The sequence below is a fragment of the Pseudomonas fluorescens genome (assembly GCF_902497895.1).
Lineage (GTDB): Bacteria > Pseudomonadota > Gammaproteobacteria > Pseudomonadales > Pseudomonadaceae > Aquipseudomonas > Aquipseudomonas fluorescens_BP.
In genome coordinates this window covers 64801-85679 of record NZ_CABVHQ010000024.1, presented here as the reverse complement: position 1 = coordinate 85679, position 20879 = coordinate 64801, and the positions used below count along the sequence as shown (strand labels likewise).

Here is a 20879-nt window from a genome sequence, read left to right as displayed (position 1 = left end):
TGCCCCCGTTGGGGCGCGAAGCACCCCTGAAACCAGTCACCGCGATCTTGAATTAATAAGCAGTGACCGGTTTTTACGACTGCTTCGCAGTCGAACGGGGCGATGCGGCGTTCCGACAAGCCCCCTCGCCACACAAGCCCGCTCCCACATTGGTTGCGGGGGTTACTTGGGGTAACTGGCGCGCTTCATCTCTCGTTCGGTGGTTTGTTGGGCCGCCGCCAGGGCCTGGTCGACGCTGGTCTGGCCGGTCAGTGCAGCAGCGAACAGCTTGCCGACCTGGGTGCCGATGGCCTGGAACTCGGGAATGGTCACCAACTGGATGCCGATATAAGGCACTGGCTTGAGGGTGGGTTTGGTCGGATCGGCGACCTTCAGGGATTCCAGGGTCACCTTGGCGAACGGCGCGGCTTTCATGTAAGCCTCGCTGTAGGTCGAGGCGCGGGTGCCTGGTGGAACGTTGGCGATACCGTCCTTCTCGGCCACCAGGGCCCCGTATTCCTTGGACGTGGCCCAGGCGCTGAAGGTTTTCGCCGCGTCCTTGGCTTTGGAGCTGGCCGGGATCGCCAGTGACCAGGAGTACATCCAGGCGGTGCCTTTGTCGGTCACCTGATGGGGCGCGTAGGTAAAGCCGACGTGTTCGCTGACCTTGCTCTGGGATTTGTCGGTGACAAAGGAGCCGGCCACGCTGGCATCGACCCAGATCGCGCATTTGCCGCTGTTGAACAGCGCCAGGTTTTCGTTGAAGCCATTGCTGGAGGCGCCGGGCGGGCCGGCTTTCTTCATGGTCTCGACGTAGAAGTTCAGCGCGTTCTTCCATTGCGGACCATTGAACTCCGGCTGCCACTTTTCATCGAACCAGCGCGCGCCGAAACCGTTGGCCAGAGTGGTGATCACGGCCATGTTCTCGCCCCAGCCGGCCTTGCCCCGCAGGCAGATGCCGTACTGCTCCTGATCGGGCTTGGTCAGCTTGCCGGCGAACTCACCAATCTGCTCCCAGGTCGGCCGCTCGGGCATGGTCAGGCCGGCGTCCTTGAACAGGTCGGTGCGGTAGTAAGTCATGGAGCTTTCAGCGTAGAACGGCAGGGCGTAGAGACTGCCCTTGACCGACAGGCCTTCACGCACCGCAGGGAAGATATCCTCGAGGTCGTAGGCAGCGGGCAGATCCTTCATCGGCTCCAGCCAGCCCTTGGCGCCCCAGAGTGCGACTTCGTACATGCCAATGGTCAATACGTCGAACTGGCCGTCCTGGGTGGCGATGTCGGTGGTCAGGCGTTGGCGCAGGACGTTTTCTTCCAGCACCACCCAATTGAGCTTGATTTCCGGGTGCTCGGCTTCGAACGTCTTCGAGAGCTTTTGCATGCGGATCATGTCGCTATTGTTGACCGTGGCAATGGTCAGGGTTTGTGCGCCCAGGCTGACGCCGCTGAGGGTCATGCAGGTACAGGCAAGCAGAGCTTTTACCGAGGGTTTCATCGCGCACTCCTCTTCTGCGCCCGGCGGGCAGCAGAAGGACAGTTATTGTTTTTGTGTCTTCCGCAGACAATGAAGAATGTGGGCTGATTACAGCCCTCAAACGACGCGATGACAAATCATCCATGACACGTGAATCGATACTATTTTGCACTGGATGAAAAAGCAGGGCTAAAACAGGCATAAACGATTCAGCTAAACCTCAGGATCAAGAGATCGCAGCCTGCGGCAGCTCCTACGGGGATTGGCGTTTTTTCGGGGATTACGTGCTGACAAGGTCGGCGTAGGAGCTGCCGCAGGCTGCGATCTATTGATCTATTGATCTATTGATTTTTTGATCTGGCTCTACCCTCGATTCTGCTCGGTCAACCGCTGCACCGCCAGGCGCCGATAATGCGAAGGGGTCATGCCCTTGAGCTGCTGGAAACGCCGGTTGAAATTGAAAATATTGTTGAACCCGGACTCGAAACATACATCGGTGACCGGTTTGTCGCCGTCCGCCAGCAGCTCGCAGGACTTGCTGATGCGCAAGCGATTGACGAACTCGATGAAGCAGCGGCCGGTGGCGTGCTTGAACACCCGGGAAAAATAGGTGGGCTTCATGCCCAGATGTTCGGCGACTTCTTCGAGGGGCAGTTCGCGGGTGTAATGAGCAAAGATGTAATCCACGGCGCGGTTGGTACGGTCGACGTTGTGTTCATCGGCCAGTTGCGCGGTGGTCGTACCCGAGAGCAACTGGTAATCGTCGCTCGCCGCCAGCAGTTCCAGCAGAATGAAAAAATGCCCGAGCCGGGTCACCCCAGTGGAATCGGCGATGCGCTGCATCAAGGTCATTGCCCGGTGGATTGTGTGCTTGCCGCGAAATTCGATTCCGTATTGCGCGCGTTCGAGCAAGGGCGCGAGGGCCTTCAGCTCGGTGAAGACCTGATGCCCGCTTTCGAACAGCTCGTCGGTGAAGTTCACCAGCATGTCGCGCTTGGGCACCACTTCGTCCCCGGCAATCTGGCTGATCCAGTTGTGCGGCAGATTGGGGCCGGTGAGGAACAGTGTTTCGGGGTAGAAGTTGCCGATGTAGTCGCCGATGAACACCTTGCCGGAGCTGGCGACGATCAGGTGCAGCTCGTATTCCTTGTGGAAATGCCAGCGCACCAGCGGACAGGGGAAACCGTGCTGGCGGTAGATGATGGACAACCCGTTGTGGTCGTCCATCAATTCATAGGACGGGTCGGTGATTCTCGCTGCTCGGGTCATGCTGGGGCCGTTCTTATTGTTATCGCTGAAACGATAATGCCTCCTTGCAGCCAACCTCGCCAGCCCGAGACTTTCAACCGCGGTTTTTCGCCTCGATCCACTGCGCCATGTATTGGGTGCTTTTGTGGTGATGGTGCCGCAGCATGCTGCCGGTGAAGTTGTCCCGGCGCCGCGACTGAAGATTCTCGCGGCACAGTTCCAGCTGATTGATCAATGCCGGGCCGTGTATCTGTTGCCTGTAGCGGGCGGCCAACAACACTCGTCCCTGGTCCTGGGCCGCAGACCATGCAGCCTGGTCCTGATACAGGCAGACTGCCGCTTCGGCCAGTGCCGTCGCGCTCTCGGCAATCGCGCCCGGCCAGGGCAGTTCACCGTGCATGCCTTCAGCGCCAATCGGCGTGGTGACATTGGGTGTGCCGCAGAGCATGGCATCGACAATTTTACCTTTGATCCCGGCCCCGAAACGCAGCGGAGCGAGACAGATCCGTGCGCCGGACATGACCTGCAAGGCGTCTTCGGCCCAGTTCATGATGTGAAAGCCCTCGGCCGGATTGTCCAACGCGGTGGCTTTGGGCGGGGTGTAGGCGCCATAGATATGCAACTGCGCGCCAGGCAGCTGCCGACGAATCAGCGGCCACAGGGTGGATTTCATCCAGAGCACCGCGTCCCAGTTCGGCGCGTGGCGGAAGTTGCCGATGCTCAGAAAATGCGCGCGGTCTTCAAAGGGTAAAAACTCCCCGGGAGGATTGTCGAGCATCAGCGGACACCAATGCAGCAGCGAGCGTGGCACCTTGAACTGCTCGACCAGCAGCTCGATTTCCACCTCGGAAATCATCAGGTTCAGATCGCAGCGGTAGAGTGCGGCAATCTCCCGCTTGGCCAGGTCGGTGTCGGCCATGTGTTCGAACTCCTCGCGCAGGGCCGGGGCAAACAAGCTGCTGAAGTCATCCCGGTCATCGCTGGCCTTCAGACGATCCTTGAGCCGCTGGTGACGGGCATGTCGCAGGCTTTGCAGGTCCGAGGTTTCCAGCACGCGCAGGGCGCCCGGGCAGTGTTTCTCCACGCGCCAGCCGAATTGCTCTTCCATCATGAACTGATCGAACAGCACGATATCCGGCGCCAGTTCGGCAACAAAGGAGTCGAAACTGCTGTTGTTCAATTCGATCGGGCATTCACGGATGCCCAGCGCGAGCAGGTCGGCCTTGTGCTCGCCGATACCCGCGGGGCTGCTGAAAGTGACGTCCCAGCCTTGCTGCGAAAAAGTATCGAGGATCTGCATCATATGACCACCGGCGGCGGATGAGCGCGGCTCGGGCCAGACGTAACCAATGACCAGGACTTTGGTTGCGGCGGGCTGACTCATGGGGCAATTCCTTGATACGGGCAGGGGGAGGGTTTCGCGAGGGGTGCAATTAAATCACAGGTACACACAGATGCTCGCAACAGGCAACGATAGCCCGATGGCTGATGCGTCCAGTGAGAATGAGTCGGTGGTTATCGTTAGCGGGTTTTTGCCTGGGCCAGCATGTCGCGAACCTTGTCCCGCAGTTGATCGATGGAAAAGGGCTTGCCGATGACCGCCATGTCGGCAGGGACCTCGATGCTTTCGGCATAGCCGCTGGCAAACAGGATCGGCAGCCCGGGTCGCAACTCGCGAGCACGGGCGGCCAGTTCTTTGCCGTCCATGCCCGGCAGCCCGACGTCAGTCATCAACAGATCGATGTGCTGTCCGCCGTCCTCGAGAAGGCTCAAAGCCGCTTCGCTGCCATCGGCTTCAAGCACCTTGAACTCCAGTTCTTCAAGCACGTCAACGATCAGCATGCGCACGATATTGTCGTCTTCGACTACAAGGATGGTGGAGGAGGTTGTGGACATGTCGGGCTCTCGAAAAATGAAGTCGCGAATGCCGGGTGGTGAAATATCCGGCCTTTTGCATGAGTAATTGGCGGATCCCGACAAGTTCCCGACGCTGTACAAAAAAGCATAGCTGTACAATGGCTTGCCAGAATAACCGGTCTGCCTGAGCCTGGGCAGTCACGCCGTAGGAAATTGCGCGCTAAGCTGTCAGAAAAATAGTTGTTGCGCCCGACTTTGGGGCAAACTCTTTGGTTTTTAATCCTTGATCAAGGCCTTCAAATGACCCCTCCGTCTTCGGTTGACGAGCAGAGTTTTCGCAAGCTCTTGAGCCGCAACGTCAGTCTGCCGTTGGGTGTCGGTGTACTCAGCGCGGTGTTTTTCGTCTCGCTGATCACTTATTTGCTGTCGGTGATCCAGTGGGTGGAGCATACCGATCGAGTGATCAATAACGCCAATGAAGCGGCCAAGCTGACCGTCGATCTGGAAACCGGAATGCGCGGTTTCCTGATCACCGGCGACGAGCACTTCCTTGACCCTTATGAAGTGGCCAAGCCGCGGATCATCAGCGAACTGCGCAACCTGCAGCAACTGGTCGCGGATAACCCGGACCAGGTCGACCGGCTCCAGCGTCTGGAATCCTTGCAGAACGAATGGAACAACTATGGGCAGATGATAATTGATCTGCGTCGGCAAAACGGTGATTACCGCGCGATTGTGCAAGCGGGCCGGGGCAAGCGGCTGACGGACGAGACCCGCAAGGAATATGACGCATTCATTGCCATGGAGCGGCAACTACGGGCCAACCGCAATGAGCAAGTCAGTCGCACCACTGTGCTGACCGTCAGCCTTTATTTGCTGTTCGTGCTCGGTCTTAGCGCAATGCTGGCCTATTTTGGTCGAAAGGATTTACTAGGCCTTTCAAACAGTTACAGAGAAAATCTCGAGTCGCAACGCAAGAGTGCACAGCGTCTCGAACATCAGGCCTGGCTCCGCAATGGTCAGACCGAACTGGCCGAACAGGTGCTTGGGCAACTGACGCTGAACGTGCTCGGGCGCAATATTCTGCAGTTTTGCGCGCAATACCTGGGCAGCGTTGTCGCCGCCATGTATGTACGCGAAGAACAAGGGGGTCTCAAACGTGTGGCCACCTACGGTTTCTCCCGTGAGCAGGAAGAACGGGGACAGGCGATTTTCAGTGGTGAAGGTATCGTCGGCCAGGCGGTCCAGCAGAACCGTATCCTGCGCCTGGACGATGTGCCTGGCGACTATTTCAAAGTCAGCTCCGCGCTGGGTGACGGGGCGCCGCGTTGTGTGCTGGTGGTGCCGACCAACAACGATGAGCAGGTCAATGGGGTTATTGAGCTGGGTTTCCTGCGGGCATTGACCGACCGCGATATCGAATTGCTCGAGTTGATTGCCGACAATATCGGCACGTCAATCGAAGCCTCCCGTTATCGTCAGCGCTTGCAGGAAGTGCTGGCCCAGACCCAGCAACTCAATGAAGAACTGCAAGTGCAGCAGGAAGAGCTCAAGACCTCCAATGAAGAGCTTGAAGAGCAGTCGCGGATTCTCAAGGAGTCCCAGGCCAACCTGGAGACCCAACAGGTCGAACTGGAGCAGACCAACGAGCAGTTGGCCGAGCAGGCCCTGGTCCTGGCTGAGCAGCGCGACGCCATGGACCGCAAGAATGGCGAATTGAGTGAAGCCCAGGTACAGCTGGAGGAGCGCGCGCTGGAGTTGCAGCGCTCAAGCAAGTACAAATCCGAGTTCCTCGCCAATATGTCCCATGAGCTGCGCACGCCACTGAACAGCTCGTTGATCTTGTCCAGGTTACTCGCGGAAAATCCCCAGGAGAATCTCAGTGCCGAGCAGGTCAAGTTCGCCGAATCGATCTACTCGGCCGGCAACGACTTACTCATCCTGATCAACGACATTCTGGATATTTCCAAGGTCGAAGCCGGCAAGCTGGAAATGCGCCCGGAAAATACCCATGTGGCGCGCCTGGTGGAAGGCTTGCGCGGGATGTTCCAGCCATTGGCCGCGGACAAAAATCTGGAGCTCGCGGTCGAAATCCAGGACGGCGCGCCACAGATGATTTTCACCGACCGCCAACGACTTGAGCAGGTCCTCAAGAACCTGCTGTCCAATGCGTTGAAGTTCACCGAAAAAGGCAACATCAGCCTGACCGTCTCTCGCCAGCCGGGCGGGGGCATTGTTTTCACCGTGCGCGACTCGGGGATCGGTATCGCCGCGGAGCAGCAGCAAAGTATCTTCGAAGCCTTCCGCCAGGCCGACGGCACCATCAACCGCCGTTACGGCGGCACCGGGCTGGGCCTGTCGATTTCCCGCGATCTGGCAGCGCTGCTCGGCGGCTCCATCAGCGTCACCAGTGAGCCCGGGCAGGGCAGTATTTTCACCCTGGTGCTGCCAGAGCAATACGTCGAACCGGGCGAACAGCCGAGCGAACCCCAGGCCACGGCATTCACTGGCGCTCCAGCCGCGATCACGGCCGCCCCCTTGCCGGTGATCAGCGAAGTGCGGATTCCCCGGTTTGCCGATGACCGCGCCAAGGCACCGTTTGCCACTCGCTGCATACTGGTGGTGGAAGATGAACCGAACTTCGCCCACATTCTGTTCGATCTGGCCCATGAGCTGGGTTATCACTGCCTGGTGGCCCACGGTGCCGACGAAGGCTACAGCCTCGCCACCCAGTTCATCCCGGACGCGATCCTGCTCGACATGCGCCTGCCGGACCATTCCGGGCTGACGGTGCTGCAACGCCTCAAGGAACATGCCCAGACCCGGCATATTCCGGTGCATGTGATTTCTGTCGAGGACCGCGTCGAAGCCGCCATGCATTTGGGCGCTGTCGGTTACGCGGTCAAACCCACCACCCGCGAAGAACTCAAGGACGTGTTCGCTCGCCTGGAGGCCAAGTTGACCCAGAAGGTCAAACGGGTGCTGCTGGTCGAAGACGACGATGTGCAGCGCGACAGCATTGCCCGGCTGATCGGCGATGACGATATCGAGATCACCGCGGTCGGCCTGGCCCAGGAGGCGCTGGACCTGCTGCGCAGCACTATTTACGACTGCATGATCATCGACCTGAAGCTGCCGGACATGCTCGGCAACGACTTGCTCAAGCGCATGTCCACCGAAGACATCTGCTCGTTCCCGCCAGTGATCGTCTACACCGGGCGCAACCTGACCCGTGATGAAGAAGCCGAGCTGCGCAAGTACTCGCGCTCGATCATCATCAAAGGCGCGCGCTCGCCTGAGCGCCTGCTCGATGAGGTGACACTGTTTCTGCACAAAGTCGAATCCCGGTTGTCCCATGAACGGCAGAATATGCTCAGGACCGCCCGCAGCCGCGACAGGGTCTTCGAGGGGCGCAAGGTGCTGCTGGTGGACGACGACGTACGCAATATCTTCGCCCTCACCAGTGCCCTTGAGCAAAAGGGTGCAATCGTGGTGATTGGTCGTAATGGCCGCGAGGCGATCCAGAGGCTTAATGAAATAGATGACATCGACCTGGTGCTGATGGACGTGATGATGCCGGAGATGGACGGTTTCGAGGCCACCATCGAGATTCGCAAGGATCCGCGCTGGCGCAAGCTGCCGATCATCGCGGTGACGGCCAAGGCCATGAAAGACGATCAGGAGCGCTGCCTTTCGGCCGGCTCCAACGATTACCTGGCCAAGCCCATCGACCTGGATCGGCTGTTCTCGCTTATTCGCGTGTGGTTACCGAAGATGGAACGAATCTAAGTGGAGCGAAATACCGAGATCGAACTGCGGTTGCTGATCGAAGCGATTTACCTCAAGTACAGCTACGATTTCCGCGATTACTCCGGCGCTTCGATCAAGCGCCGGGTCAGTCATGCGTTGCACCAGTTCGAGTGCAAGACCATCTCTGCGTTGCAGGAGCGGGTGCTGCACGACCCGACGGCGTTCATGCAGCTGCTGCAACTGCTGACCATCCCGGTCAGCGAGATGTTTCGCGACCCATCGCATTTCCTGGCGATTCGCCAGGAAGTGGTGCCGCTGCTCAAGACCTGGCCCTCGATCAAGATCTGGATCGCCGGTTGCAGCACCGGAGAGGAGGTCTATTCCATGGCCATTCTCTTGCGCGAAGAGGGGCTGCTGGAGCGGACCATTATCTACGCCACCGACATCAACCCGCACTCGCTGGACAAGGCCAGGCAGGGGATCTTCTCGCTGGAGAATATTCGCGCCTACACCCATAACTATCAGCAGGCCGGCGGCCGGTGTTCGTTCGCCGACTACTACACTGCAGCCTATGACTATGCGATTTTCGACAAGACCTTGCGCGACAACGTGACCTTCGCCGATCACAGCCTGGCGACCGACAGTGTCTTCTCCGAAACTCAATTAATTTCATGTCGCAACGTTTTGATTTACTTCAATAAAAAGTTGCAGGATCGCGCCTTCGGATTGTTTCACGAGTCCCTCTGTCATCGGGGCTTCCTGGTACTGGGCAGTAAGGAAACCCTGGAGTTTTCCGCCTATGGCCAGCAGTTCGAGCCGTTGGTCAAACAAGAACGGATCTACCGCAAATCATGAACACCGGCCCGGCCAAGCGAACCCACCTGCCTCGGGTCGAGGCCATCGTCATCGGCGCCTCGGCCGGCGGAGTCGAAGCCTTGCTGAGCATTTTCAGGACCTTGGGCCAGGGTTTCAGCTTGCCGATCATCGTCGTGCTGCATTTGCCCGATGAGCGCCGCAGCCAATTGGCGGAAGTCTTTGCCCGGCGCGTGTCGATGCCGGTCAAGGAAGCCCGGGACAAGGCACTCATCGAACCCGGAACCCTGTATTTCGCGACACCCGGCTATCACCTTTCGGTGGAGCAGGACCGGAGCCTGTCCTTGAGCCTGGAAGACCGGGTCCATCATTCACGTCCGGCCATCGACTATTTGTTCGAGTCTGCCGCCGACGCCTATGGCCCGGGTCTGGCCGCCGTGCTGTTGACCGGCGCCAATCAGGACGGTGCGCGTGGCCTGGCGCAGGTCAAACGTCGTGGCGGCTTGACCGTAGTTCAGGACCCGCAGGAGGCCCAGGTGTCGATCATGCCCGATGCCGCCCTGGCGCTGCACCAGCCGGATCATATTCTCCCTTTGCGCGGCATCAGCCGTTTGCTTGTCGAGCTGGAACGAATCGAATGCTAATTAATATCCCGGCCAAACTGTTGATCGTTGACGATCTGCCGGAGAACCTGTTGGCCCTCGAAGCGCTGATCAAGCGTGAAGACCGCATGGTGTACAAAGCCCTGTCCGCCGATGAAGCCCTGTCCCTGCTGCTACAACACGAATTCGCCCTGGCGATTCTCGACGTGCAGATGCCGGACATGAATGGTTTCGAACTGGCCGAGTTGATGCGTGGCACTGAAAAAACCAAAAATATTCCGATTGTGTTCGTCAGCGCCGCCGGCCGTGACCTGAACTACGCGTTCAAGGGCTACGAAAGCGGGGCCGTGGACTTTTTGCACAAGCCGCTGGATATCCATGCGGTGAAAAGCAAGGTCAATGTGTTTGTCGAACTGTATCGGCAAAGCAAGGCCATGAAGCAGCAGGTTGAAGCCCTGGAACAGAGCCGCCGTGAGCAGGAAGCCTTGCTCCAGCAATTGCAGGTTACGCAAAACGAACTCGAGCAAGCGGTGCGCATGCGCGATGACTTTATGTCGATCGTCGCCCATGAAGTGCGTACGCCGTTGAACGGGCTGATCCTGGAAACCCAGTTACGCAAGATGCACCTGGCCCGGGATAACGCCGGGGCCTTCACCCTGGACAAGATGCACGCGATGGTCGATCGCGACGAGCGCCAGATTAAAAGCCTGATTCGACTGATCGAGGACATGCTCGATGTCTCGCGGATCCGCACCGGCAAGTTGTCGATCCGTTCCAGTCGCTTTGATCTGACGCAGTTGGTGGGCAACCTGCTGCAAAATTTCGCGCCGCAGATCGACGAGGCCGAATCCTCGGTGAGTTTCCTCGCGGAGCAACCGGTAGAAGGCAACTGGGATGAATTTCGTATCGAGCAGGTGGTGTCCAACCTGCTGACCAATGCCCTGCGCTATGGCGCCAAGGGCGCGGTCGATGTACGGGTGTATGCCGAAAACGGCCAGGCACGCGTCGAAGTGCGTGACCATGGCATTGGCATCAACGAAGAGAACCAGAAGCGAATTTTTCAGCAGTTCGAGCGGGTGTCGGCGAAAACCGCAGTGGCCGGGCTGGGTCTTGGGCTGTTTATTTCCGAGCAAATTGTTGCTGCCCATGGTGGTTCCATCACCGTTGAGAGCAAGATTCACCAAGGCTCGTTATTTCGCGTTTGTCTACCGCTCTAGAAAACCGCCGCACGGAACGCAACCTCTGCCTGACCCTATGGTCGTATCTGGCAGCTACTACCGAACAAAGGCTTCCCATGAGTGAAGATGCACAAGACGTCGTATTGATTGTCGAAGATGAACCGGTAATCCTGATGCTGCTCGCCGACTACCTGTCAGGCCTGGGCTATCGGGTCTTGCAAGCCGAGAACGGCGAGCAGGCCTTCGAGATTCTGGCCAGCAAACCGCATCTGGACATGATGATTACCGACTATCGACTGCCCGGCGGCATCACCGGGGTGATGATTGCCGAGCCCGCGGTCAAGCTGCGCCCGGACCTGAAAGTGATCTTCATCAGCGGTTATGCGGCGGAAATCCGCGAGTCCGGCAGCCCCATCACCCGGACTGCGCCGATTCTGGAAAAACCCTTCGACCTGAATAAGTTGCAAGAGAAAATGCAAGAAATGCTGGCATAAGGACAGGGCCGAAGGGCATGACGCGCTTTTCGTAGCAGCTGCCGAGGCTGCGAGGCTGCGTTCGGCCGCGAAGCGGTCGTAGAACCAGGCGCTGCGATCTGTCGGGCAAACCGCGTGCGCAGGATTTACGACTGCTGCGCAGCCGAACGCAGCCTCGCAGGCTCGGCAGCTGCTACGGTCGAACGCAGCTTTCGGCGGCGCTACGAGATTGGCGTCTCGATTCAGGCACTGATCATCTCTCGAACTTTCGCCGTCAGCAGATCGAAGGTGAAGGGTTTGGTGATCATCTGCATGCCAGGATCGAGGAAACCACCGCGCACTGCGGCGTGCTCGGCGTAGCCGGTGATAAACAGTACTTTGAGGCCCGGCCTGAACTGTCGGCCGATTTCCGCCAGTTGCCGGCCGTTCATCCCCGGTAAGCCTACATCGCTGATCAGCAGGTCGATACGCTGGCTGGAGTCGAGAATCGGCATCGCGCTGCTGGCGTCGCCCGCTTCGACAAAGGCATACCCCAACTCGCTCAATACCTCGCTGACCAGCACACGCACGGCCGGGTCATCCTCGACGATCAGCACTGTTTCGCCCTTTCTGGCAGAGGGCGCCAGCGGTTGATCAAGTACGGCGTCTGGCCCCAGGTCGCCGCAAAAGCGCGGCAGGAACAGGTTCACCGTGGTGCCCTTGCCGACCTCGCTGTGGATCGTGACATGACCGTGGGATTGTTTGCTGAAGCCGTAGATCATCGACAGGCCCAGTCCGGTGCCCTGGCCAATCGGTTTGGTGGTGAAAAACGGATCGAAGGCACGGTTGATGATGTGTTCCGGCATGCCGCAGCCGGAATCCCTGACGCTCAAGACCACATAATCGCCCGGTTCGAGATTGTTCTGCGTTTCACCGAAACCGCCAGCCAGATGTTGGTTGAAGGTCTCGACCACCAGTCTGCCGCCATCGGGCATGGCATCCCGGGCATTGAGCACCAGGTTGAGCAGGGCGCTTTCCAATTGGTTGGGGTCGGCTTCGGCCACCCACAGTTGCTCGCCCAATTGCATGTCCAGGTGAATGCTCTCGTTGAGACTGCGCTGCAGCAATTCGCCCATGGCGATGACCAGCGAGTTCATTTTCACCGGCTTGGAATCCAGCGACTGGCGACGGGAAAACGCCAGCAAACGATGGGTCAGGCCGGCGGCGCGGTTGGCCGAGGTCACGCCGAGATCGATCAGGCTGTCCAGATCCTCGGTACGGCCGCGGGCCAGACGCCTGCGCAATAATTCCAGGCTGCCGATAATCCCGGTCAACATGTTGTTGAAGTCGTGAGCAATACCGCCGGTGAGTTGCCCGACCGCTTCCATCTTCTGCGACTGACGCAAGGCTTCCTCGTTGTGGCGCAACTGGGCGGTACGCTCCTCGACTTGCTGTTCGAGGGTTTCCAGGGTGTTCTGCAGACGTTGCTCACTTTCACTGAGGTCAATCAACCGGTCCCTGGCTTCGTATTGCCGACATCGGCCGCGAAGGGCAGTCGATACCAGGCTGATCAAGGTCACCGGGTGAAAAGGTCGCTCGAGGAAGGTGACGTTACCTAATCGGGCCCCGAGGCTCGAGGACGGGTTCTGCTCCGGGCCACCATGGTGAGTCAACAGCACGATAGGCAAGTCCGACCAGGCCGGCTGCTGTTCGAGGTAGCCGATCAAAGGCCCGAGATCCGCGCCAAGCAGGGCTTCGGCGGCGATGATCAACACACCGGCGCCTTGTTCCAGCTCGGCACATAACCCGCCGAGATCCCGGGCTGCGACGCCGCTGAACCCGGCCTGGTCGAGCAACGTCAGCGCCAGCTGGCTGTCACGCCCCATGGGCGCGAGAATAATCGCGCGCGCACAAGCGGGTTCAAGATCCGTCATTGATCCTCATCCTTGAGTAGTGGGCTCCCGGCGCCCAGGTAAGTGGGAACGCCGCGCAGGACTCCCTGGAACGCGTCCAGCGGCTTGCCGATGGTCAGGCCAAGGCCGCTGATGCGGTATTCGCGAATGGTCGATTCATGGCTGCCGGTGCGTTTCTTGATGATCGAGATCGCCCGGCGGATCTTGCCCAGCGCTTCGAAGTAGCGCAACAGGATCACCGTGTCGGCCAGGTAAGTGATATCGACGGGCGCCTGCATGTCACCCACCAGGCCATGCTGGGCGACGGTCATGTAGGTCGCGGCACCTTGGCGATTGAGGTACAGCAACAACTCGTGCATGTGCAGCACCAGGGCACTCTCTTCGGGCATCGCTGCCTGGTAGCCGTTGATACTGTCGATGATCACGGTCTTGATGTTGCCTTCATCGACGCAACGGCGAACGCGCCAGGAGAATTCGCCAGGCGACAATTGCGCGGCATCCACCTGTTCGATCAGCAAATTGCCGCTGGCTTGCAGCGCTTGCAGATCGATACCCAGATTCTTCATGCGCTCGAACAACAGGCCGAGCTCTTCGTCGAAGATGAACAGCGCGGCCTTCTCGCCGCGAGCCACTGCCGCGGCAGCGAACGTCATGGTGATCAGCGATTTACCGGTCCCGGCCGGTCCGAGGATCAAGGTACTGGAACCGGTTTCGATACCGCCGCCCAGCAGCGCATCCATTTCCTCGAGGCCACTGCTGAGCTGGCGACGGACATAGGACCCGCGATGTTCGGCGGCCACCAGGCGTGGGAACACGTGCACGCCATCGCCCATGATAGTGAAGTCGTGGAAACCGCCGCGGTACTTTTGCCCACGATACTTCACCACCCGGACCCGTCGGCGTTCCGCACCATAGGTGGGGGTCAGTTCTTCCAGGCGGATAACCCCGTGGGCCACGCTGTGTACGGTTTTATCCAGGGCTTCGGTGGTCAGGTCGTCCAGCAGCAGGACGGTGGCGTCATAGCGCACGAAATAGTGCTTGATCGCCAGGATCTGCCGCCGATAACGCAATGAGCTTTGGGCCAGCAGGCGAATCTCGGACAAGCTGTCGAGCACCACGCGGGTTGGTTTTACCCGCTCGACTATGTCGAAAATCTGCCGGGTGGCTTCGCCCAGTTCAAGGTCCGAGGAGTACAGCAGGCTTTGTTGATGCTCGCCATTGAGCAGGCTTTCAGGGGGCGTGAGCTCGAAAATATGAATGTTTTCGTCCAGCTCCCAACCGTGGGACAGTGCTCCCTGACGCAGCTCGCGCTCGGTTTCCGACAGCGTGATATACAGCGAGCGTTCGCCGGCCCGGGCTCCAGCCAACAGGAAATGCAAGCCAATGGTGGTCTTGCCGGTCCCGGGCTCGCCTTCGAGCAAAAACACATGGCCGCGTGTCAGTCCGCCAGAAAGAATGTCATCCAGTCCTTCGATGCCGGTGGCGGCTTTGACGTTGATCAACTCGTTAGAGGTAGACAAAAAATGCCCTCACGTGACGGGGTAAGCGTGCAGCTGGCCGGGTAGCCCGAAATCGCTGCATTCTCACTTGACCTTGGGGCACTGTGACGGTTCAACCTTTTATTTGCTGGCTGAAGACTTGTCCGGAAATTGCGTCTGGAGCGGACCCTTGTGGCGAGGGGGCTTGCCCCCGCTGGGGCGCGCAGCGGCCCTAAAACCTGCAACGCGTTGTATCAGGCACACCGCGTGCCCCGACTTTACGACTGCTTCGCAGCCGAACGGGGCGATGCGGCGTTCCGACAAGCCCCCTCGCCACAAGGGAGATCTTCAGGCCAAAGATTCAGGACAATACCTCAGAGCTGCCGACGAGCGCCTACAACCCCTGCTGCAACGCCGGATCATCCGGGTTTTGTTGCTCCAGCTGAGCCAGCAGGATTTGCACGTTCTGCAATTGCCCGGATTCTTTCCAGTAGTTGATCAGCAGCACCCGCGCCTTGCGATTGGCCGGCTGGCGTTGAACGATCTCTTCGAGCTGGCGTTGTGCAGCCTCGAGTTCATCTTCGTCGTGCAAGGTGGTGGCCAGGTCATAACGGTAATCGTTATTGTCCGGTTCCAGCTCTACTGCCTTGGACAGGCCCAGCAGGGCAAACTCGCTTTGTCCGTGATGCAGCAGCCAGAGGCCCAGGGCATGTTGCAGGTAAGCCGACCCGGATTGGGCCTGCAGCTGTCTGGCGAGCAATTGCCGGGCCGCTTCACTCTGACCTTGCTTGTCCAGCACCTCGACCTGCAGCACCACGGCTCGCAGATTGTCCGGTTCCAGGCGCAGCACCTGTTCCAGCGCCTGTTGCGCCTCTTTCAGTTCGGCGTTGTGCAGGTGCAGGCGGGCCAGTTGGTACTGCGCCTCAATGCTCTCGGGCTGGGTCTTGAGCACTGACTCATACTCCTCGAGCACCTCCTGCAAGGGGCCGAAATACAAGCCCAAATCGTCCGGCGAAAGCCCCAATAGCGCAGCGGCGGCGGCAAAACGCACCCGTTGATCGCTGTCATCCAGCAACGGCCCAAGCAACAAACTTCGTGGCCCGCCGGGAACCAGCCCGACGATGCTTTGGATAGCCGCCTGACGAACTGCAACCGAGGGGCTGAGCAGGTCGGCACCGGCCAGTTTCAAGGCTTGCGGGCTAGGGTAGTTGGGCAGCTCGGCATGCAGGGCGCCCCGTCGGCTGTCTGACAGGTCCGCACGAGCCAATTGCTGATAGAGCACCCGCGCCGCGCCCGGCTGGCCGTTACGAGCCTGGACCAGCGCTTTGTTGTAGCCATGCTTCAGCGCAGGGGAAATCTCTGGTGCAGTGCTACGCAGGGAGAACCAGGCGATACCGAAGGCAAACAGGATAAGCAGGCTGATGAACAGGTAGCGGCGGGGCTTGGACATGCAGGAATCCAGGGCTGGCGAGCTTTTGCAAAGGCGTCAGCTTCGGTCAGCGGGCGCCGGGAGTCAAACCCGGACTCAGCTCAGCACGTAATCAAGGGGTTCCAGTATTGCCGGCAGGTCTGCTTGCCCCAGCGCCCCCAGAACTTCGCGTTCGATGGTGCGCACTATCGCGTTGCACGGCAGATCGTTCTCATCGAAGCCGAACGGGTCTTCGAGGTCATCGCCGATCTCGTCGAGGCCGAAAAAGGTGTAGCTGACAATCGCCGTGAAGATCGGTGCCAGCCAACCCAGTGGTTCGGCCATGGCGAAGGGCAGCAGGATGCAGAACAGGTAAATCGTGCGGTGCAGCAGCAAGGTGTAAGGGAAGGGCAGCGGGGTGGTCTTGATCCGTTCGCAGCTGGCCTGGACCAGACTCAGGCTGACCAGTCGGGTTTCCAGCTGAACATAACGCCACTCGCTGATGCGCTTTTGTTCAGCGAGCGCCGAACAGCGTGCGCCAATGCGTTGCAGCAGGCTGTCAGTGACATTGGGATGATGGTGGTCAATCACCCCACGTACCCAGGGTCTGGAGGCGGCCGCTTCATCTTCACCGCGCAACCGAGCAATCAGCCCATGGGCAAAACCGCACAGTTCGCGCAGCAGACGCTCGCGCTCGTCACCACCCTTGACTACCTGGGTTTCGCGAATCAGCGAGCGTACCTCGATGATCAGCTGGCCCAGCTGTTTGCGACCTTCCCACCAACGGTCATAACAGGCGTTGTTGCGAAAGCTCATGAAAATCGACAGCGACAGACCGAGCAAGGTAAACGGCATGGCGTTGACCCTGGAGAACCACGCCGGATGCCAGCTTTCCACCAGCACGATCACCGAGGCCAGCAACGTCACCAGCAGGCTGCGCAAGGCAATGCGCCGGGCAATCGAGCCTTTGAGGGAAAACAGGATGCCGATCAGGTTCGGCTTGGAACGGACAATCATGGGCGTGGCTTTTCGGTTGAGGCGCTTTCGCAGCGGGTTCAGATTAAGAGCCCGGGAAATCAGTGTCCAATCGCTATGGCTGACGGTTTGATCGAGCGCATCTATGAAGATCAGCTGGATGATCGTTGCACTGGATGGATATTCCTGTTGGAGAGCCCTCTGGAGCGCTGCAGTGACTACGCTTGCTTGAGGTGCGTTCATTCGATTCCCGGATGCTGATTTGATAGAGCCTCCCCATGCAACCGTTGATCAATTTCTTCAAAGTGGTGATCAACCCCGGCCCGGAAGTGGTGCGCTTCGCCTTGCGAACCATCACCGCCGGACTGCTGACCTTGTACCTGGCATTCCTGTTCGATCTTGACCAACCGAAATGGTCGATCATGGCGGTCATCATTGTCAGCCAGCCGCTGGCCGGAATGGCCCTGGCCCGCAGTTTCGGCCAGGTCATCGGGACCACCCTCGGTGCGGTGGCGGCGGTGTCGATCATGGCGGTCTTCCCTCAGGCGCCGTTGCCGTTCATTGTCACCCTGGCCCTGTGGCTGGCGTTGTGCACCGCCGGCGGGACCTTGCTGCGGTACACCAGTTCTCAGGCGTTTGTGTTGAGCGGCTACACGGCAGTGGTGGTCGCGCTATTGGCCGTGCCTGAGCAAGACAACACCCTGCTGCTGGCGATTACCCGGGTCACTGAAACCTTGCTGGCGGTGGCTTGCGTGTGTGTGGTGAGCCTGCTGACGGCGCGGCCGGAGGCGGTAGCCCGGGGCTATTTTGCCAAGGTCGACCACGTCATCAAACTGCTGGCGACCCACGCCGCGGCGGTGGTCCGCACTGAAGAAAGCGAAGCCGACTTCCACCAGCGGCAAATGCGCTTGCTTGGGGAGATCAGCGCGCTGGAAGGATTGCGACGGCATCTGTACTTCGATGCGCCGCGCTTGCGCTCCGCCGACGGGCTGGTGCAATTACTGGGCAATCAGCTGGTGTTATTGACATCGCGCCTGACCCTCCTGCGGCATCAACGGCTACTGATCGGCGAGCGCTGGAAGGGCGCGTTTCCCGAGCAAACCCAGCGCTTGCGCGAAGATGAATTGGTGTTCCTCGATGAGTTGGCCCAACAGGGGCGTTCACTCTCGGCTGAGTCGCGTCGGCAATTCGCTGCGCTGGAGCAACGCTTTGATCAGTTGGCGCAACAGGCCGAACAGCTCGCCGAAACCATGCCTGCGACACTGCGCTCGCTGGCTTGGGCATTACGCTGGGAACAGGCGCGACTGATGCAGCAACTGGGGGAGATTCTCGAACTCAGCGACGCCATCCAGGACAATCGCCAGGCCAGTTGTGTCTATCGCCAGGGGCGGGTCAACCCTTTGCACCTGGACTGGCGTCTGGCCGGGATGAATGCCACACGGGCCTTCAGCGCCTTGCTGGCGGCCGGGTTGATCTGGATCGAAACCGCCTGGGACGGGGCTCGCGCCAGCATGATTCTGGTGGGGATCCTCTGTTCACTAATGGCGACCTTCCCCCGACCACTGCTGGCGAGCCAGAGTTATATGCGCGGCCTGGGCCTGGCACTGGTGATCTCGGCGGTCTATCAGTTCATGCTGGTGCCGGCGATTGGCGACTTCGAATGGTTGGCGCTGATCCTCGCGCCGCTCCTGTATGTGGTGGCAGTAGGGCTGGCGAGTCCCATGACCGCCGGGATCGGCATGGGGCTGGGGCTTTCGAGCTTTCTGATGATCGGGCCGCAGAACATTGGTGCCTGGCAAAACACCGCGATCCAGTGGTTCGAGTTCGCCGGGGCCTATACCTTTGGCGGAGTGCTTTCGTTACTGGTGTATGCCTGGATCTTTCCGTTCAACCCGCAACTGCGAATTCGCCGGCTGTTCCGGGAAAACCGCGAGCAGGTCTACGCCTTGCTGAATGCCGCGGCCTCGGACGAGCAACAGTTTGCCTTTGAAAGCCGCATGGTCGACCGTCTGACCCAGATGCTCGGGTTGCTGCCGGCGGCGGGTGATCGGCAATCGAGCGAACGGTTCGAAGCCAGCCTGGCGTGCATGGCGCTGGGGGTAGCCATGAACCAGTTGAAGCAACAAGGGCAGCACAACCCGATGCTCTCTGCTGATTTGAGCAATCACTTGCAGCAGGCGCTTCGCCAGGCGGGCAGGTATGTTGCCGGCCGCTCCGGCGTCGATCTGCCCCCGCTGCTCGATAGCTTGCGCAAGCTGGGTGATCAACTGGACCATCTGCACACCGGCGAGCAGCCGAACGCTCACCCACAGCTGTGGTCGGTGTTTCGCATGCGAGTCGCCTTGCTGATAGTCGCGTCCTTTTTCGAGCGTTATCGCAATCTGCTGGATCCGTCACAAACAGGAGCACCGGTCCTTGCCCATTGATTTCGAAGTGGGTGGCGTCTACCTGCCACCCATTGCCCAGGCTCTGCTGCTGGCCTTGCCGATTTTCATCCTGCTCGACTGGCTTTTGCGCCGCGCCGGGTGGCTGAAATTCGTCTGGCATGAAGCATTGTTTGAAGGTGCGCTCTATGCCTGCGTCTGCGCCAGCGTGATTTTACTGATGGGAGCCTGGTGACCTTGAACAAGCTCCTTGCCCAATCGCTGACCCTGATTGTTGTGCTGCTGGCCCTGGTTCTCGGCTGGTTTGCCTGGGAGCATTACACCCGTGCGCCCTGGACTCGCGATGCGCGGGTCCGGGCGGATGTGGTAACGCTCTCTGCCGATGTTTCCGGACGAATCGTCAGCTTGCGGGTGCAGGACAACCAGCATGTACACAAAGGCCAACTGCTGCTGGAAATCGATCCGGCGCGCTACGCGCTGGCAGTCGAACACGCCAGGCGCTCGGTGGAAGTGGCCCAGGCCACACAGGGCCAGTCCCGGGCCGCGATCATTTCCAGCGAGGCGCTGCTCAAGCAACGCCAGAGCGAAGAACGTCGGCGGCGCACCCTCAAACAGCGCTTCGCGATCTCCGGTGAAGAGTGGGAGAAGTCCAGCACCGAAGTGGCGGTGGCGCAGGCCGAGCTATTGAGGAACCAGGCCAATCTGGGACTTGCGCAAGCCAACGTGCAGTTGGCCATTGCTGCGCTGAGCCAGGCCGAACTCGATCTGCAGCGTACTCGCGTGGCAGCGCCCGTCAGTGGCTACGTCACCAATCTGTTAACCCGCGAGGGCGACTTCGCCACCTCCGGCGGTGCATTGCTGGCGCTGGTCGACAGTGACTCGTTTTATGTCAGCGGCTACTTCGAAGAAACCAAGCTGCCGAGAATCGAAGAGGGCAGCCGGGTCAGAATCCAGCTGATGAGTGGCGAGACATTCGGCGGGGTAGTGCAGAGCATTGCCTTTGCAATTACCGACCGCGAGAACGCGCCGGGCAGCCGGTTACTGGCCAACATCAACCCCAGCTACACCTGGGTCAAACTGGCGCAACGGGTGCCGGTACGGATTCAGATTGACCCTGACTATGCCGACAAGGGCCGGCTTAGAGCCGGTACCACCGCCACTGTCACGGTGCTTGAAACCACTGGCCCGTAGGCTGCGACAGGACTGGAACACGGTCCGTAGCAGCTGCCGAAGGCTGCGTTCGAGCGCGCAGCGGTCGTAAAATCAGCCACCGCGTTCTTTCAGGTTAACCGTGCAGCCAGGATTTACGACTGCTTCGCAGCCGAACGCAGCCTTCGGCAGCTGCTACGGGGGGACCGCGTAGAGCCCG

The 20879-nt window shown here is 59.7% G+C and carries 16 protein-coding genes; 8 read left to right on the top strand and 8 right to left on the bottom strand.

The window, feature by feature from the left end; translation table 11 throughout:
• Positions 1-162: 162 nt before the first annotated feature.
• From F8N21_RS14335 to F8N21_RS14320, 4 genes are all read right to left on the bottom strand, one after another.
• Positions 163-1473 (bottom strand): ABC transporter substrate-binding protein, encoded by a 1311-nt coding sequence (locus F8N21_RS14335; RefSeq protein WP_150642758.1) that lies wholly within the window; start codon positions 1471-1473, stop codon positions 163-165.
• Positions 1474-1815: 342 nt separating this feature from the next.
• On the bottom strand, positions 1816-2721 hold the full coding sequence (locus F8N21_RS14330) for an AraC family transcriptional regulator (protein ID WP_150642757.1): 906 nt from the start codon (positions 2719-2721) through the stop codon (positions 1816-1818).
• 73 nt (positions 2722-2794) lie between these two features.
• Entirely contained in the window at positions 2795-4084 is a 1290-nt protein-coding gene (locus F8N21_RS14325) for a glycosyltransferase (RefSeq protein WP_150642756.1), read from the bottom strand.
• A gap of 137 nt (positions 4085-4221) precedes the next feature.
• Positions 4222-4596: a response regulator gene (locus tag F8N21_RS14320; RefSeq protein WP_150642755.1), complete on the bottom strand. Its 375-nt coding sequence runs from the start codon at positions 4594-4596 to the stop codon at positions 4222-4224.
• A 261-nt stretch (positions 4597-4857) separates the two neighbouring features.
• Between F8N21_RS14320 and F8N21_RS14315 the strand changes: the two genes are divergently transcribed.
• The 5 genes from F8N21_RS14315 to F8N21_RS14295 all read left to right on the top strand — a co-directional run bounded on the left by F8N21_RS14315 (position 4858) and on the right by F8N21_RS14295 (position 11394).
• Positions 4858-8346 (top strand): response regulator, encoded by a 3489-nt coding sequence (locus tag F8N21_RS14315; protein ID WP_150642754.1) that lies wholly within the window; start codon positions 4858-4860, stop codon positions 8344-8346.
• Entirely contained in the window at positions 8347-9162 is an 816-nt protein-coding gene (locus F8N21_RS14310) for a CheR family methyltransferase (RefSeq protein WP_150642753.1), read from the top strand.
• Entirely contained in the window at positions 9159-9764 is a 606-nt protein-coding gene (locus F8N21_RS14305) for a chemotaxis protein CheB (RefSeq protein WP_150642752.1), read from the top strand. Before F8N21_RS14310 ends, F8N21_RS14305 begins: the two co-directional genes overlap by 4 nt.
• Complete coding sequence (locus F8N21_RS14300; RefSeq protein ID WP_150642751.1) at positions 9758-10939, top strand: hybrid sensor histidine kinase/response regulator; 1182 nt, start codon at positions 9758-9760, stop codon at positions 10937-10939. Before F8N21_RS14305 ends, F8N21_RS14300 begins: the two co-directional genes overlap by 7 nt.
• Before the next feature lie 77 nt (positions 10940-11016).
• On the top strand, positions 11017-11394 hold the full coding sequence (locus F8N21_RS14295) for a response regulator (protein ID WP_150642750.1): 378 nt from the start codon (positions 11017-11019) through the stop codon (positions 11392-11394).
• A gap of 221 nt (positions 11395-11615) precedes the next feature.
• Here F8N21_RS14295 and F8N21_RS14290 read toward each other — a convergent pair whose 3' ends face one another.
• From F8N21_RS14290 to F8N21_RS14275, 4 genes are all read right to left on the bottom strand, one after another.
• Positions 11616-13286: an ATP-binding protein gene (locus F8N21_RS14290; RefSeq protein ID WP_150642749.1), complete on the bottom strand. Its 1671-nt coding sequence runs from the start codon at positions 13284-13286 to the stop codon at positions 11616-11618.
• The gene (locus F8N21_RS14285) at positions 13283-14785 is read right to left on the bottom strand and encodes an ATPase domain-containing protein (RefSeq protein ID WP_150642748.1); all 1503 of its coding nucleotides are present in this window, start codon (positions 14783-14785) and stop codon (positions 13283-13285) included. The genes F8N21_RS14290 and F8N21_RS14285 overlap by 4 nt, the downstream gene beginning before the upstream one ends.
• 352 nt (positions 14786-15137) lie before the next feature.
• Positions 15138-16193 (bottom strand): tetratricopeptide repeat protein, encoded by a 1056-nt coding sequence (locus F8N21_RS14280; protein WP_150642747.1) that lies wholly within the window; start codon positions 16191-16193, stop codon positions 15138-15140.
• Between the two features lie 75 nt (positions 16194-16268).
• A complete protein-coding gene (locus tag F8N21_RS14275) occupies positions 16269-17168 on the bottom strand; it encodes a bestrophin family protein (RefSeq protein WP_150642746.1) in 900 nt (299 codons plus the stop codon).
• Positions 17169-17404: 236 nt separating this feature from the next.
• Between F8N21_RS14275 and F8N21_RS14270 the strand changes: the two genes are divergently transcribed.
• The 3 genes from F8N21_RS14270 to F8N21_RS14260 are packed head-to-tail and all read left to right on the top strand — an operon-like array spanning position 17405 to position 20701.
• Positions 17405-19552: an FUSC family protein gene (locus F8N21_RS14270; protein WP_150642745.1), complete on the top strand. Its 2148-nt coding sequence runs from the start codon at positions 17405-17407 to the stop codon at positions 19550-19552.
• Positions 19542-19745 carry a DUF1656 domain-containing protein gene (locus F8N21_RS14265; RefSeq protein ID WP_150642744.1) on the top strand — a complete coding sequence of 68 codons (204 nt, stop codon included), beginning with the start codon at positions 19542-19544 and terminating at the stop codon, positions 19743-19745. Before F8N21_RS14270 ends, F8N21_RS14265 begins: the two co-directional genes overlap by 11 nt.
• A gap of 2 nt (positions 19746-19747) precedes the next feature.
• Positions 19748-20701: an HlyD family secretion protein gene (locus F8N21_RS14260; protein WP_150642743.1), complete on the top strand. Its 954-nt coding sequence runs from the start codon at positions 19748-19750 to the stop codon at positions 20699-20701.
• Positions 20702-20879: the final 178 nt, after the last annotated feature.